Annotated in this window: 10 protein-coding genes; 6 read left to right on the plus strand and 4 right to left on the minus strand. The window is 56.9% G+C overall.

Features of this window, described 5'->3' with window-relative positions:
* Nucleotides 1–47 precede the first annotated feature (47 nt).
* Nucleotides 48–3,779, plus strand: coding sequence for a hypothetical protein (locus ACFE7X_RS08060; RefSeq protein WP_375435160.1), 3,732 nt, complete (start codon nucleotides 48–50; stop codon nucleotides 3,777–3,779).
* A gap of 23 nt (nucleotides 3,780–3,802) precedes the next feature.
* Here the strand turns inward: ACFE7X_RS08060 and ACFE7X_RS08065 are convergent, their stop codons facing one another.
* The 3 genes from ACFE7X_RS08065 to ACFE7X_RS08075 form a co-directional block, all read right to left on the minus strand.
* Nucleotides 3,803–4,432, minus strand: a complete 630-nt coding sequence (locus ACFE7X_RS08065) for an NAD(P)-dependent oxidoreductase (protein ID WP_375435161.1) — start codon at nucleotides 4,430–4,432, stop codon at nucleotides 3,803–3,805.
* A 66-nt stretch (nucleotides 4,433–4,498) separates the two neighbouring features.
* On the minus strand, nucleotides 4,499–5,305 hold the full coding sequence (locus ACFE7X_RS08070; protein ID WP_375435162.1) for a DUF6597 domain-containing transcriptional factor: 807 nt from the start codon (nucleotides 5,303–5,305) through the stop codon (nucleotides 4,499–4,501).
* Between the two features lie 258 nt (nucleotides 5,306–5,563).
* The gene (locus ACFE7X_RS08075; RefSeq protein ID WP_375435163.1) at nucleotides 5,564–6,295 is read right to left on the minus strand and encodes a hypothetical protein; all 732 of its coding nucleotides are present in this window, start codon (nucleotides 6,293–6,295) and stop codon (nucleotides 5,564–5,566) included.
* A 206-nt stretch (nucleotides 6,296–6,501) separates the two neighbouring features.
* Between ACFE7X_RS08075 and ACFE7X_RS08080 the strand changes: the two genes are divergently transcribed.
* From ACFE7X_RS08080 to ACFE7X_RS08100, 5 genes are all read left to right on the plus strand, one after another.
* Complete coding sequence (locus ACFE7X_RS08080) at nucleotides 6,502–8,895, plus strand: TonB-dependent receptor domain-containing protein (RefSeq protein ID WP_375435164.1); 2,394 nt, start codon at nucleotides 6,502–6,504, stop codon at nucleotides 8,893–8,895.
* A 115-nt stretch (nucleotides 8,896–9,010) separates the two neighbouring features.
* Nucleotides 9,011–9,280 (plus strand): acyl carrier protein, encoded by a 270-nt coding sequence (locus tag ACFE7X_RS08085; protein WP_375435165.1) that lies wholly within the window; start codon nucleotides 9,011–9,013, stop codon nucleotides 9,278–9,280.
* Between the two features lie 74 nt (nucleotides 9,281–9,354).
* Entirely contained in the window at nucleotides 9,355–10,371 is a 1,017-nt protein-coding gene (locus ACFE7X_RS08090; RefSeq protein WP_375435166.1) for a sensor histidine kinase, read from the plus strand.
* Nucleotides 10,372–10,476: 105 nt separating this feature from the next.
* Nucleotides 10,477–11,280, plus strand: a complete 804-nt coding sequence (locus tag ACFE7X_RS08095) for a LytR/AlgR family response regulator transcription factor (RefSeq protein ID WP_375435167.1) — start codon at nucleotides 10,477–10,479, stop codon at nucleotides 11,278–11,280.
* A 95-nt stretch (nucleotides 11,281–11,375) separates the two neighbouring features.
* A complete protein-coding gene (locus ACFE7X_RS08100) occupies nucleotides 11,376–12,371 on the plus strand; it encodes a Ppx/GppA phosphatase family protein (RefSeq protein WP_375435168.1) in 996 nt (331 codons plus the stop codon).
* Between the two features lie 36 nt (nucleotides 12,372–12,407).
* On the opposite strand, the gene ppk1 is transcribed toward ACFE7X_RS08100, so the two are convergent.
* Nucleotides 12,408–14,738: a polyphosphate kinase 1 gene (gene ppk1 / locus ACFE7X_RS08105; RefSeq protein ID WP_375435169.1), complete on the minus strand. Its 2,331-nt coding sequence runs from the start codon at nucleotides 14,736–14,738 to the stop codon at nucleotides 12,408–12,410.
* Between the last annotated feature and the right edge of the window lie 27 nt (nucleotides 14,739–14,765).

Here is a 14,765-nt window from a genome sequence, read left to right on the forward strand (position 1 = left end):
AATCTTTTGCCTAATCCCTGCGCATGCAGGTAGCTAGTTCGTTTCCTATGCATCCACACCTGCGCTGTCTGTTGCTAACTGCTTTTGGCTTGGCCACAACATCACCTGTTCTGGCTCAAACCTCAACCGCGGCAACCCACACGGTTTACTTGCTCGGCAACACGGCTACCGCCGACCTGCCGACCACCCATCTGCAAGCGTTGCGGAAGGCATTGGAGCAGCAAGCTGGCGCTTTCACGGTTGTCCACCTCGGGGATATGGTAGGGCCGCAGGGACTAGGCACCAAGCAAGATTCCAGTCGGACCGATGAAACTGCCCGCATTGACGCTCTTTTGGCTTTAGTAAAGGATCTGCCAAACGGTAAAATTTACTTTGTGCCCGGCGACCGGGACTGGGCCAATTCCGGCCCCGATGGCTTAAAGCGGGTGCGCCGCCTCGAAGACTATATCGAGAAGCGCTTACCTAACCAGAATGCTTTCGCTCCTACTGGCGGCTGCCCTGGCCCGGAGGTAATCGATGTGGCGCCCAATGTGCGCCTAGTAGCGTTGAACTCCCCTTGGTTTACGCACCCCTTCGACCGGCCCGAAGCCCCCGATACCGATTGCAAAACGCTTACGCAAGATGAATTTCGGGAACAGTTGCAGGACGTCCTCGACGATACCAAGGGCAAAAACGTGCTGCTGGTCGGCCACCAGCCTGTGGTTACCAACGGGGTATACGGCGGCAGCCAGCCACTAAGTCGGCACTTGTTGCCGCCGGTGGCGGGCAGCATCTACGCGGCGTATCGGCAGAACGTGGGCACCCCGCGCGACCTAGCCAATCCGGCTTATCAGGGTTTCCGCAAGGAGATGCTTAGTACGCTGCGTGATAACCCCGGCGCGATATACGCGGCCGCCCACGACTACAGCTTGCAGCTCACCCGCTTCGAAGACAACTACCATTTGGTATCCGGGTCTTTTGTGGAAAAGCAGCACGTTGGGGCCAATGCCCGCTCGCAGTTCAATAAGTCGGAGGAGGGCTTTTCCAAACTAGAGTATTACGCTGACGGCACCGTAAAGGCATATTTCTACACTTTTGATAACCCTGGCACCACCGTTAAAGAAGCTTATGCGGCCACGCTGTTTCAATCGGCGTGCCAGGAGCCACGGCTGCCCAACGTGCCCGTGAACAGCTTCGTCCCGGAGTGCCCCACGGCACCGAGAGGCGTGGCCGAAGTGAAGCCCGACGCTCCAACCCCACCCGTTCAGACGCTGGCGGCTGGCAAACAATACGCTGGCTCCGGTGCGGCCCGGTTCTTTTTAGGTCCACTCTACCGCTCTTCCTGGACCCAACCCGTGTCGGTACCTACCCTGGACTTGAACGCCGAGAAAGGCGGCCTACGGATTTTTGGGCGTGGTGGCGGACGCCAGACAACTTCCCTCAAACTAGTTGCCGCCGACTCGTCGGAGTACGTGTTCCGGTCCGTTGACAAGGACGTAACCAAAATTCTGCCGCCGGAGCTGCGTGTTTCCGTGGCGGCAAATGTGCTGCGCGGCATCACGCCCACGGCCCACCCCTACTCGGCGCTGGTGACGGGCTCTTTGCTCGACCAAACCGACATTCTGCACGCCCGCCCCCGCCTCTTCGTGCTGCCCGACAATCAGCAGCTCGGCCCCTACCGGCAGGAATACGCGGGTTTGTTTGGTACGCTCGAAGACCGTCCTGGGGACCCCAAACCCAACCTGCCCGGTTTTGGCGGGGCCGATGAGGTACGTCGCTCGTTTAGCTTTTTCCGCCAACTTTATAAAGACCACGACAACCGCATCGACGCCGTCGCCTTCGGCAAGGCCCGCGCTTTTGATATGCTGGTGGCCGACTTCGGCAAGCACGAAGACAATTGGAAATGGGCCGGTTACAAGGAAGGCAAAAACACCGTTTACAAGCCTATTCCGCGCGACCGGGACCAGTCGTTTACGCTCTGGAACGGCCTGCTAACGTACCTCGCCAACCGCGAATGGGCCGTGCCGAGCATCGAAGACTTTCAGAGCGAATTTCACGACTTAGAAAGCCTGAACTGGCCCGCCCGCAACCTCGACCGGTTCCTGCTCCAAAGCCTGACGCGGGAGCAATGGCAGGAAATCGGGCAGTACATGCAAACCAAGATTACGCCCGCCACCATCGACCAAGCCACCGCCCATCTGCCCAAGGAAATGATGCCGCTGTCGGGCAACGACTTGAACCGCAAGCTCAAAGCCCGCATTCAGGAGCTGCCCAAAGCACTGGACGAGTACTACCTGATGCTGGCCAAGCGGGTAGATGTAGTGGGCTCCAACAAAGCCGAAGTGTTCCAGGTTGACCGCCAGGCCGACGGCAACGTGCGGGTCCGGATGTTCGATAAAGCCAAGGAAGGCGACCAGCCTGAGGGCGCCCCGCTGTTCGAGCGCACGTTCAAACACAATGAAACCGACGAAGTTAGCCTGTATGGCCTCGATGGCAAGGACATCTTTACCGTGACTGGCGCGGCCAAAAACAGCGTGCTGGTGCGCATCATCGGGGGGGACGGCAAAGACCAGATTGCCGACAATTCGCAAGTGAGCGGGTTGCGCACTCTCACCAAAGTGTACGATGTGCCCGATACCAACCTCACGCTAGGACCAGAAAGTGACAACCGCACCTCCCCGAACCAAGCCGTCAACAGCTATGACCGGGAGGCGTTCAACTACGACGGGTATCGGCCACGCGCCACGCTCATCTACAACCAGAGCGACGGGTTCGGCGCGGGCATCGGGGTGGATATTGTGCGGCAGGGCTTCCGCAAACCTGGTTTCAAAAACCTTTACGGTTTTGATGTGCAAGGCTCCACGAACGGCAACTTCGAGGTGGCCCTCAATATGCGCCACCGCCACGCCATTGGCCTTTTCGATATTGGGGCTCGGGCCGAGTACGGTAATTTCTTCCAGTTCTACAACTTCTTCGGACTTGGCAACAATACCACCAAGAACGACGATCTGTACGACGACAATTACTACAAAGCCCGTTACAGAGGGTATAGGGGCAATGTGTTCACGGAGCGAGTATTCTTCCAGCGCAGCCTCTTTCGCTTAGGTGCCGGCTACGAGCAATATGAAACCAATTTCAGCCGCAACACTTACTTAGGCCAACTAGTTAGCAATCCGCCTCAGTCTGATGCACCAGTCCCGAACACCTCTTTGCAGCGGCTAGCGGGGTTGAATGCGCTAATTGACTTGGATTTGCGTGACCGGCAGCAATTTGCCCGGCGCGGGGTCCGGCTGCGAGCTCAACACGATACTTACTTCCAACTCAACAACGATAAGAGCAACTACGGCCTCACGCAAGGCTTCGCCGAATACTACGGCACCGCCCGCCTGCTGATTCCGGTAACGCTGGTACTCAAGGGCGGCGGGGCCAAAACGTACGGCAAAACCGAGGAAATTCCGTTCTATAAGCTGGCCTACTTAGGCCAGCGCGAAAACCTGCGGGGCTACGTGCGCAACCGCTTTACGGGTGATGCCAGCCTGTTCTTCAATTCCGAAATACGTTTGGCAATCGGTCAAGTGAAAAATAACTTCTTGCCCTTCTCCTACGGCCTATTTGGTTTCTACGACAAGGGCCGGGTGTACTACAAGGGCGCCTCGCCGGGTGGCTGGCACGACGGCTACGGCGCCGGCTTCTACCTGGCTCCCGTCACCGACCAGTTGGCTTTGTCGGTTTCCTACCAAGTGTCACCCGAAGAAAGCGGCTTGATTCAGTTTGGCTTAGGCTTCCGCATCGACCAATAGTGCCAGCTTGATCCGTATTGAAGCTAGTACGACAAAGACGCGGCTTTGCGCAGGTAGGCGTGGTCCTGCACTTGCCGGAGCATGAAGTCGGCTACATCGGCCCGCGAAATCTTCATCTTCAGGCCCTTTTCGGAGGCAGGAAAACCGTGCCGGTACTGGCCGGTGCGCTGGCCGTTGGTAAGCGTGCCGGGGCGGGCAATGGTCCATTCCAAAGCGCTCTGGCGGATATATTCTTCTTGCCGTTCCGAATCGGCAAACGCCTGACGCAAAAAGAGCGGCACAAGCAAGTACTTGTAGGCGAAGGGCAGCGCCTGCTGGCTGTCGCCTATGCCTAGCGTGGTGAGGCAAATAAAGCGGCGCACCCCGGTTTGTTCCATGGCCCGGATGATGTGGCGGGTCCCCTCCGACCGCACTGCGTCCTTTTGGGAAGCAGGCGCCCCGAGCGCCGACAGCACCACTTCTTGGCCTTGCATAACTCGCTCAACCGAAGCAAAGTCCAGCACGTCGCCCTGCCCGACGTGCAGATTGGGGTGCTGTAGATCAAGGTTGCGGGGGTTGCGGGCAAAAGCCGTAACGATGTGGCCTTGCGCAAGAGCCTGCTCTACTAGTTGGCGGCCGGTACCGCCCGTGGCGCCGAAAATGAGTGCGTTCATAGCTAATTGTTTTTCAACAAAGTACGAGCGCCCCTTCGCGGCAAAATAGAACAAAACCGACAGTTGCTACTGAACAAGCAGCGGGAAGTTTTCTACGAGTTCGTTCACTTGTTTCTGGTATTGGAAAGGAGAGCAACCGGCAAATTCCTGAAACGAACGAATGTAATGCGACTGATCCCCATAGTCGTTTTCAAAAGCAACATCAGAAAGCTTGCGGTACTGGTGGTTTCGGAGTTGGTTCAGAGAAACCTGAAAACGACAGATTCTGGAAAACAACTTGGGCGGTATCCCTACGCACTGCTTGAACTTGCGCTGAAAGCTTCGCTCCGTCACCCCAAGAGTTTGGTGCAGGTCGCGCAGGCAGATGCCCCCGCTTGACTTATCTATCTGCCTAAGGGAATACTGAATATCCTTGCTCATAGCCGCCTTGCTTTTTTGGGCCATTTCAAACAAATAATTCGAGAGAAGCTCTATCTGCTTAGGCACTGATTGGGTGTTTATCAGTCGTTCAGCTAGGCTTGGTGCTAGTAAATCAAGGCCGACACAGGAGTTGGTTAGCTCGTCGGCATTAAAGCCGAAAATGGCAGGTAGCGCACTTGGGTGAAAATAGACGCCTAGCGTACGGAACGGCCCCGGTACGGATATGTCACCTGCTGTGGTAGTTTGGCCATATAAGAAAGCCCGCGGCCACTGCTTTTGCGTCTGGTCACGAAAGAGTTGCTGCTCGGCTTGCTGAAGAATAAACCCCGGATAACCGTCGGCAATCATCCGAAAGGTTCTCATTTCCACACAATCACTGGCACTTTCCAGCACCCAAAAGTATCGGACGTATTCTTGCAGATAGTCGGGCGGGAAAAACTGCTGAAAGCGCATAACGAGTGGTTGTTAGAAGAGCCAGAAAGAGGCTTCTGCAGGGAAGCCGCCTGCTTGCAAGTAATCGACAGTTAGCCAAGCAACTAGTGCACTTAATATACGCAACCACTGAGCGTACGTCTCATAATAGGGTGAGAGGCAGTTCGTAGCCGATTTATGCTGTTCAATTTAAGTGCGTACCGGCTTTAGGTTCGCCCTTTTCAGCTAACCTTTTTCTGAATTTTCCCGAAATAATATAAGGAGCGGAGTACCTAGTTTTTAAGCTATTGAACTTGCCTGCCGGTTTGCACTCAGCAGCCTACGAAGCGCTACCCAGTGAGTGAAACCTACCACTGGCACTACAAAAACGGGTAGCCACACGAATGGAAACTGCACCACTGCTACGTTGGGCTGCTCGAAAGCCAGTTGTTGAAGCGGCGTGGGTGCCGACAAAAGCGCCAGTATCACAATAGTTAGCAGCAAGCCCAGCGCCACCAGATGCCACGCCAGCAAACTGCCGCGCCCGAGCCAGCCACGTTGGTAGCCATACGCCACTAACGGAGCAGTCAGCCCGGATAGGATATCAAAGTTGAAGCCTTCGAACGTCATTAGTTCCGGCACCAGATGCTGGCTTGCCAGTGCGTATAGCACGATTTCTACGGGCACCCGCACTACGCTCAAGGCAGTAAGGCCTACCACACTCAACCGATCAGTTAACGCGCGGCCGCGCTGGCTGACCATCAGATACCCCATTACCACTAACGCCGGCAGAATGCCAAACAGCACTAGGCGCGGGGGTACGTGCTGAAGCTGCTGGTAGAAACCACTGCGCGCCAGCAGAGCCTGCCCCACCAGCCACAAGGCTATACCAATCAGCCATGTGGTAGTGGCCGCGCCTGCTGCTCGCAGCAGGCGCACGAGTAATCCGGCCGTAAGCAATGTGGTGACCACAAACCAGGCGCTTACCCATGGCGCGGCCGACACAGTTAGATATTCCAAGGTTGGCGTCATAAGCTGAGATAGAAGCAGTTAAAGCAAAGTAGCCAGTAACCCCAACAGTAGCAACTTTGATTTCCACCTACTTCCCCAGCCACCAGCATACGGTTCGGGCGGGGCTCCCGACGGTTGGGGCGCGGCTAACGACGGTTCACCGGCATTTGCGTTTCCAGGGCTGCTCTCAGGTGCCACCTTTAGCTTATAACTAACTGCTAAAGGCTATGCGACACTTGCTTTACCTCGTTCGGGCTGTGCTACTTACCGCCGTTCTTATGCCATCGGCGCAGGCGCAATCCTCGACTCCGCTCACCACCCAAACCGTGCGGGGCACCGTACTGGATGCGGCGGCAAAAGCGCCCGTTGTCGGGGCTACCGTGGTGGTGGTAGGCGTAGAGCCCGCTTTGGGCGGCACTACCGATACCGATGGCCGCTTCCGGCTGGCGGGCGTACCGGTGGGCCGCGTGAAGCTCCGGGTGACGTCCATCGGCTACGACGACTTGCAACTCAACGAGGTGACCGTAACGGCCGGCAAGGAAGTGGTGCTCAGCCTCGGCCTTACGGAACGCCTAACCAAGCTCGATGAGGTGCAAGTGGTGTACCGCCGCAGCGAAGACCGCACCGTGCCCAACAACGAAATGGCCACGGTATCAGCCCGGCCCTTCTCCCCCATCGAAGCCAACCGCTACGCTGGCAGCCTCGGCGACCCGGCCCGCATGGCGCAGAACTTTGCCGGCGTGAGCGGCGCCAACGACACCCGCAACGACATTGTGGTGCGCGGCAATTCGCCGGCCTCGCTGCTCTGGCGGCTGGAAGGCGTCAACATCCCGAATCCCAACCACTTCGGCTCGCAGGGCACCACGGGCGGGCCCGTGAGCATGCTCAACAACAATTTGCTGGCCAAGTCTGATTTCCTGACGGGCGCTTTCCCGGCCGAATATGCCAACGCATTGGGGTCGGTGTTTGATTTGCGCTTACGCAAAGGCAACGACGAGAAACAGGAATTTTTGGGCCAAGTCGGTTTCAACGGTGTGGAAGTGGGCGCCGAAGGACCGTACAGTCAGAAGTCAAAGGCCTCGTACTTAGTCAACTATCGTTATTCCATTTTCTCGCTGCTGGAGGCCGTGGGCTACAATATTGCCGGCACGCCCAACTACCAGGACTTCACGTTCAAAACGGATATTCCCGTGGGCCAGCGCGGCAACCTGAGCGTGTGGACCATAGCCGGGCGCAGCAACATTGCGTTCCTGGGCAAAGACGTGGACTCGACCGAAGCCGACGTGTACGGCCAGGAAGGCGTGAATCTGCGGGTGAAGTACGCCACCGGCATCGGGGCCGCTTCCTACGAGCATCGCTTCAGCAACCGCACAGTGGCCCGCTTCACGCTCTCGGCCTCGCGGGCCAAGCAGCAGTTCGACCAGGATACCATTCTGTACGCCCGGGGGCGCGAGGTGCTGGCCGAAATTCCGGCCGACCGTAACGATTTCACGCAGGAGAAGCTGTCGGGCAACTTGCTGCTAAGCCACAAGTTCAGCGCCCGCGACCAAGTAACGGCCGGTGCCATCGTCGACTTGATTCAGTACAACTACCTCAGTCTGAGTCGCTACCCCACCAGCGAAACCGAGCGCGACGCCAGCGGCAGTACCGCTTTTTCGCAGCTCTACGCGCAGTGGAAGCACCGTTTCAGCGAGCAGCTTACGCTCAATGCTGGCCTGAGCGCCTCGCGCTTCGAGCTGAACGGCAGCTCCGTACTGGAGCCGCGCCTCGGCTTGCAATACCAACTGACGCCGGCCAGCACGCTGAGCGCCGCCTACGGCTTGCATAGCAGCTTGCAGCCACTGCTCACCTACTTCTACCAAACCCAACAGCCCGATGGTGCATACGCCCTCACCAACCGCGACTTGGGCTTCACTCGCAGCCATCATTTGGTGCTGGCCTACGACCGGCAGCTTTCCGATAATCTGCGCCTACGCGCCGAGGGCTACTACCAGGCGCTGTTTGACGCGCCCGTGGAAAGCACGCCGAGCTACTATTCCGGCCTGACCGAAGGAGTGGATTTTGCCCCGGTCAACAAGGCCAACCTCGTGAACGAAGGCACCGGCCGCAACTACGGCGTGGAGCTAACTTTGGAGCGCGCCTTCGCCCAAGGCTACTACTTCCTGCTTACCACTTCCCTGTTTGACTCCAACTACACGGGCAGCGACGGAGTGGAGCGCAATACCCCATTCAACACCCGATTTGTTGCCAACGCCTTACTAGGACGCGAGTTCCGGGTGGGCCACAAATCCAATACGTTCACCGTGAGTTTGAAAGCAGCTACCACGGGTGGCCGCTACGTTACGCCCCTCGACTACGAAGCCTCCAGCCAGGTTCGTACCGCCATCTACCGCTACGACCGGGCCTTTAGCGAGCAACAGGCCAACTATTTCCGGGCCGATGTCAAGCTTGGCTATAAAATCAACCGCGCCCGCCTCACCCACGAAATAGCCATCGACCTGCAAAACGTATCCAACAACGACAACGTGTTCGAGCAAGCTTACAACCCGCGCACCAACCGCATCGGCACGGCCTACCAGCAAGGGTTCCTGCCTATCCCGTTCTACCGCCTCACGTTCTAGCTCAAGTTCCGCAAGAACGACCTGCTCATCTGGCGTCCGCCGCGCCGATGCATTCCGCGCGCTGATCAACAGGTTTTTGTGCGTCTTTTCGCTCTACTCTTCTTTTTATTCTGCTATGATTTCTCTAACGGCTGTTGTCACTAAATCTTTTTTCCAACTGGCATTGCGCCTTGTCAGCCAGTACAAATTCAGTGAGCTAAAACAACTGAGTTTCAACCTGCGCCCAACCCGCGAAATAGGCCTCGACTTACTTGACGTCGTTGATTGCCTGCTTGACTTGGAAGGCAGCTTCCATATTCCCATTCCCGACGAAGTGCCACTCTTCACTTTCGGCGACTTAATGGAATACCTGGAATCCACCCTACGCTTCCGGATTCCATTCTGATTCAGTAGCTTAGGCGAGCAGCTTCCGCTCCGGCTTAGCTTGTTGCATCCTCACCTCTCATCAGCCCTCCTGCCATGAACGATAAATGGATTCGCCTTGTGGGCATCCCGCTGATAGCAGTGATTATGCATATAGTGTCGGACGGATTTCCGACGGGGCAAAACGCAGGCTGGTGGCGAGGCCTCTGCGTTGCGTTTTCCATTACCATCACTATTTGGGAAGGCAACCGGGCGCTTTTCAAGCTCCTGCGGCATTGGTATCCGGGCTACGACCTCACGGCGCGGCGGCTGGTAATGCAAACGCTGGTAAGCGTGCCGCTCACGTTCGCCGCTACCGTCGGCCTCGATTTTGGGTGGGGGTTGTTGGGAATTGAAGTCTGCAACCAAGGAGAGCTACTCGAAGACTGCCTGCGAAACCTGCTGCCTACGCTGTTTGTGACTTCCATTTATGAAAGCGTCTACTTTTTCGGGGAATGGAAAAAGAACTTGCAACGCTCCGAGGCCCTGGCCCGGGCCGGCATCCAGTCGGAGCTGGAGACGCTGCGCAGCCAGCTCGACCCGCATTTTCTGTTCAATTCCTTGAACACGCTGGCCGCCTTAATTGATGACGACAACGAGCCGGCCCACACCTACTTAGAGCAGCTCGCCGACGTGTACCGCTACGTGCTGGTAAGCCGCGACAAAATCACCGTGCCGCTGCGCGAGGAAATGGACTTTGTGGAAGCCTACCTCTACCTCAACAAAACCCGCTTCCGCGACGACCTCCAAGTGGAGCGCGACATTGCCCCCGCCGCTTACACCACCCAAGTCGCGCCGTTGAGCCTGCAAATGCTGATTGAAAACGCCATTAAGCACAACGTTATTTCTCCGGAAAACCCATTGCGCGTGCTCCTGCGCGCCGGTGGGAGCCCCGAAGGCTACTTCAGCGTGATGAACAATGTGCAGCCCAAAACCGGCCTCGAACAATCCACCAAAGTAGGCTTGCGCAACATTATCAGCCGCTACCGCCTGCTCTCCACCCGCCCCGTGGAAGTGTTGCGCGAAAACGGCCTGTTCACCGTCAAGGTACCCCTGTTGACAGTAAACAGTTGATATAGTATCGTTTAGTGGGTCTAGTTTTAGCAGAAAAGTATGGTTTGCGTGGTGGTAGCCTACTTGCTCCGGGAAAATGTTGATTGCTAACTGTTCACTGCCGACATGAATCTGCTGCTTATCGAAGACGAATACCCCGCCGCCGAGCGGCTGCAACGGTTGCTGCGGCAAGCTGACCCCACAGCCGTAGTGCGGGATGTGGTGCGCAGCGTAGCAGCGGGCCGGCAGTGGTTTGCCCAAAACCCGCCGCCCGACCTTATTTTGTCTGACATCCAGCTAGCCGACGGTCTGAGCTTCGAGATTTTCGACCAAGTAGGCCTCACCAGCCCCATCATCTTCACCACTAGCTACGACGAATACGCCATCAAGGCGTTTCGGGTGCGCAGCGTCGATTACTTGCTCAAACCCATCAAGCTCGCTGATTTACGGGCCGCCCTAGCTAAGTACCACGACTTGCGCGCTGCCTTCTCCGCCGTGGAAAATAGCCAGCGCCTAGAGCGCCTGCTCGACAGTTTGCCGCTGACAGGTCGGCCCTACAAAACCCGTTTTCTGGTGGCCAGCGGCGAGCAGTTGCTGCCCCTGGAAGTCGACCAGATTGCTTACTTCCAGATGCGCAACGACTTGGTGTACCTCGTCGGCCGCGACGGCCGCCGCTTCGTGCTCGACTACACGCTAGAGCAGTTGGAGCGCCTACTCGACCCGCTGCACTTCTTCCGGGCCAGCCGGCAGTTGCTCACGCACCTGAGCGCCGTGCGTCGCCTGCACCCGTATTTCAATGGCAAGCTGAAACTGGAGTTACACCCTGAGCCACAGCAAGAAGTGGCTATCAGCCGCGACAAAGCCAGCGCGTTTAAGGCGTGGTTGGAAGGCGAAGCACCCGTGAGCAAAGCCGTACGCAACGCGTTGTAGTGCGTAGCCGCAGATGGGAAAATTTCAAGAAAAGATGGTCTGCTTTCTGCAAACGGCTATCTTTGACCCGATTTTTCACCTCTTCCGCCTTCCTGATGGAGTATCCCCTACTGAAACTGGCCGCTATTGACATTGGCTCCAACGCCGTCCGTTGCCAGATTTCAGCAGTCCTCCATTACGGCGACCGGTACCGCCTCAAACGAGTGGAATACGTGCGCTACCCGCTGCGGCTCGGCGAAGACGTGTTTGCCACCGGCACCATTTCCGACAAGAAGCAGGAGAAGTTCATCAAGTTTCTGCACGCCCTCAAGCTGTTGATGGAAGTGCACGACGTAGCCCCGAATCATTATCTGGTTTGCGCTACCTCTGCCATGCGCACCGCCTCCAACGGCGCCGAAGTAGCAGCTCGCATTCAGCAGGAACTAGGCATGACGGTGCAAGTAATTGATGGGCAAGCGGAAGCCGCTTACATCAACCGCGTCATCGAACATCTGCTCGAAGACAAAAAGCACTACTTGCACATCGACGTGGGCGGCGGCAGCACCGAGTTCAACATCTACCACGACCGGCGCAAAGTGGCATCGCAGTCGTTCGAGATAGGGTCTATCCGGCGGATGCAGCAAGAGGAAAGCGGGTTAGCCTCCACGAGCGCTCAAAACGATTTGTGGCAGCGCATGGAAGAGTGGGTGAAAGAAAATGCCCGCCGCTACCACGTAACGCGCGCTATCGGGACGGGCGGCAACATCAACAAGCTCTACAGCATTGCGCAAACGCAGCTCGATAAGCCCGTCACGCGCCGCCGCATTGCCACTGTGCTCCACAATCTCACCAGCATGAGCATGGACGAGCGGGTGAACGTGGCCATGCTCAACCCCGACCGCGCCGACGTCATCGTGCCCGCCGGTCACATCTACCTCTCCGCCATGGAGTGGGCCAACGTGCACCAGATGATCGTGCCCGACATTGGCTTGAAAGACGGCATGCTTCAAACCTTGTTCGAGGAGCATTTCGACGAAATCCGCTCCCGCCAAGACCACTCCAAGCGCATCCCCTTCCCTGCCGTTGAAAACAGCATAACAGAGTTGGAGTAGCAAGGTGGGCAGCGGGGCCCGCGCTGCTATTTCACCCTACACGTTCGGCACGTTCAATCCGCTGTCCTCGCCATCCGCAACAACTGGATAGGCAACGCCCTCTTGCTCGGCAACTTCTTCACCCGTGAAGTCCACTTCAATTCCATCAACTTCACACTCAATTTCTGCCGCTGTAACCCCGCTACCTACACCCGGCGCATCCTCTTGCTCCTGGGCATGCACCGTTGCCTGTTGCAACAGATCGAGCAATCCTTCTGGGGTGGCGGCGGCCAATCGTTCCTCGTCGCGGCGGTAGAAGTCGCGGTGCACGTTGACGTTGGGCTCGCCGGGCGCGGGATGACGGCGGATGTAGGCGCCGTCTTCCCGCATGGTGTAAGAGTTCTGATTATCCAGCAGATTGAGCATCAGAATGCTGATGGCCTCGCGCTTAAGCTGCGGATTTACAATCAGAAACAGCGCCTCGATGCGTCGGTCGAAGGAGCGTACCATCACGTCGGCCGAGCCGGCGTACATCTTGGGCTGACCGGCTTGGTGGAAGTAAAACAAGCGCGAGTGTTCCAGCAAGTCGCCGACGATGCTACGCACCTCGATGTTCTCGCTTAGGCCAGACCGGCCGGGCCGTAAGCAGCAGATTCCGCGCACAATAAAGCGAATGGGTACCCCCGCCTTTGATGCTTTGTAGAATTCATCAATCATCTCCTTGTCTTCCAAGGAGTTCATTTTCATTACGATACCGCTCGGCAAGCCTTTTTTGGCGTGCTTCACTTCCTCCCGGATAAGGTGGATAAGCTGCTGGCGCATGTCTTTGGGCGCCGTAATAAGGTATTCGTAGTCGTCGGGCTGGGAGTGGCCGGTGATGACGTTGAAGAATTCCGACACGTCGTGGCCGTACACGTCGTTGGTGGTAAGCAAACTCACATCAGTGTAAAGCTTGCTGGTTTGCTCGTTGTAGTTGCCCGAGCCGATGTGCATGTACCGCGTCACCTTCTCTCCTTCCTTGCGGATAATCATGAGCATCTTGGTGTGCGTCTTGTACTTCGACACGCCGTAAATGACGAAGCAGCCCGCCTTTTCCAGCCGCGCCCCTTCCCGAATATTGCGCTCCTCATCGAAGCGGGCCTTGATTTCAAACAGCACCGATACGTGCTTGCCATTCTCGGCCGCTTTCAGCAGGGCCGCCGACACCCTGGAATCTTCGGCGAGGCGGTAGATAGTTTGCTTGATGCCGAGTACTTGTGGGTCCTCGGCGGCCTGCTCCAACAGCCGCACCATCGGCTCGATGCTGTTGTAGGGATGGTGCAGCAGCACGTCGTGGTGCTTGAGGTACTCGAACAGGTTCTCGTCGGCCCCTTCCGGCAAACTCAACGGAGCAACCGGCGCGGGCAGCCGGGAGCCGCGGCCGCGGAAATTAGGATGCTTCAGGATCTGGAGCAGCCCTTTCAAATCAATTAGCGAGTTGATAACGAACACATTACCGTTATCAATCTTCCAGCGTTCTTTCAATACCGACATCAACAGAGCCGACATGTTGGATTCCACTTCCAGCCGCACCACCCGGCCGCGTTTGCGCGTCTTGAGTCCCTGCTGAAGCTCCTTGATAAAGTCGGTATCAATGTCTTCCGATTCTTCCAGCGTGAAATCACCGTTGCGCGTGATGCGGAATAGGTCGGCCGATTCGATGCTGACGTTGCGGAACAGCTTAGGCAAATTGGCCCGTACAATTTCCTCGATGGGCACGAACATCACCTTGTCTTTGCGGCTCAGCTCGAAAAAGCGCGACAGGTTTTGCGGAATCTGCACAAACGTGAGGCGCTCCTGCCCTTTCTCGGTTTCCAGGTCGCCGCTGCCGGTCCGCGTTACCACCCCCAGAATCAGCATCTGGTTCATCATCAGCGGGAAGCCGTGGTACGAGTCGTAGACCATAGGCGTGAGCAGCGGGAAGATGGTGTTTTTGAAATACCCATCCACCTTCTTCAACTCCACCTCCGTCAACTCCTCCATTTTCAACACATTGAAGCCGTTTTTTTCAAATTGCGGCTTCAATTCATTGATATACGTCAGCGACTGGTCGTTCACGAAACGGTGGGCGAAGTCGAGCAGTTTGCGCCGGAACGGCAACTCGCGCAACCCCGAATAATCGACTCGCTCCTTGCCATAATCGAGGTAGTTATAAAGCGACCCCACCCGAATCATAAAAAACTCGTCGAGGTTGGACGACGTGATGCTCAGGAACCGCAGCCGGTCAAACAGCGTCCGGCCCGGGTCTTTGGCTTGGTCGAGGACACGATAGTTGAAGCGCAGCCAACTTAAGTCGCGGCTGATGTATTTGCTTTTACGGATGAGGTCGGCGGATTTAAATAGCTTCATGGTAGTAAGGCAGAGCGGAAAAACGGG

Origin of the sequence: uncultured Hymenobacter sp., from assembly GCF_964242765.1 — a bacterium.
GTDB lineage: Bacteria > Bacteroidota > Bacteroidia > Cytophagales > Hymenobacteraceae > Hymenobacter.

What these genes read in the sequence shown, in the direction of transcription:
- ACFE7X_RS08060 (WP_375435160.1), top strand. Translation starts at nt 48, where the DNA reads ATGCATCCACACCTGCGCTGTCTGTTGCTAACTGCTTTTGGCTTGGCC.
- ACFE7X_RS08065 (WP_375435161.1), bottom strand. Translation starts at nt 4,432, where the DNA reads ATGAACGCACTCATTTTCGGCGCCACGGGCGGTACCGGCCGCCAACTA.
- ACFE7X_RS08070 (WP_375435162.1), bottom strand. Translation starts at nt 5,305, where the DNA reads ATGCGCTTTCAGCAGTTTTTCCCGCCCGACTATCTGCAAGAATACGTC.
- ACFE7X_RS08075 (WP_375435163.1), bottom strand. Translation starts at nt 6,295, where the DNA reads ATGACGCCAACCTTGGAATATCTAACTGTGTCGGCCGCGCCATGGGTA.
- ACFE7X_RS08080 (WP_375435164.1), top strand. Translation starts at nt 6,502, where the DNA reads ATGCGACACTTGCTTTACCTCGTTCGGGCTGTGCTACTTACCGCCGTT.
- ACFE7X_RS08085 (WP_375435165.1), top strand. Translation starts at nt 9,011, where the DNA reads ATGATTTCTCTAACGGCTGTTGTCACTAAATCTTTTTTCCAACTGGCA.
- ACFE7X_RS08090 (WP_375435166.1), top strand. Translation starts at nt 9,355, where the DNA reads ATGAACGATAAATGGATTCGCCTTGTGGGCATCCCGCTGATAGCAGTG.
- ACFE7X_RS08095 (WP_375435167.1), top strand. Translation starts at nt 10,477, where the DNA reads ATGAATCTGCTGCTTATCGAAGACGAATACCCCGCCGCCGAGCGGCTG.
- ACFE7X_RS08100 (WP_375435168.1), top strand. Translation starts at nt 11,376, where the DNA reads ATGGAGTATCCCCTACTGAAACTGGCCGCTATTGACATTGGCTCCAAC.
- ppk1 (WP_375435169.1), bottom strand. Translation starts at nt 14,738, where the DNA reads ATGAAGCTATTTAAATCCGCCGACCTCATCCGTAAAAGCAAATACATC.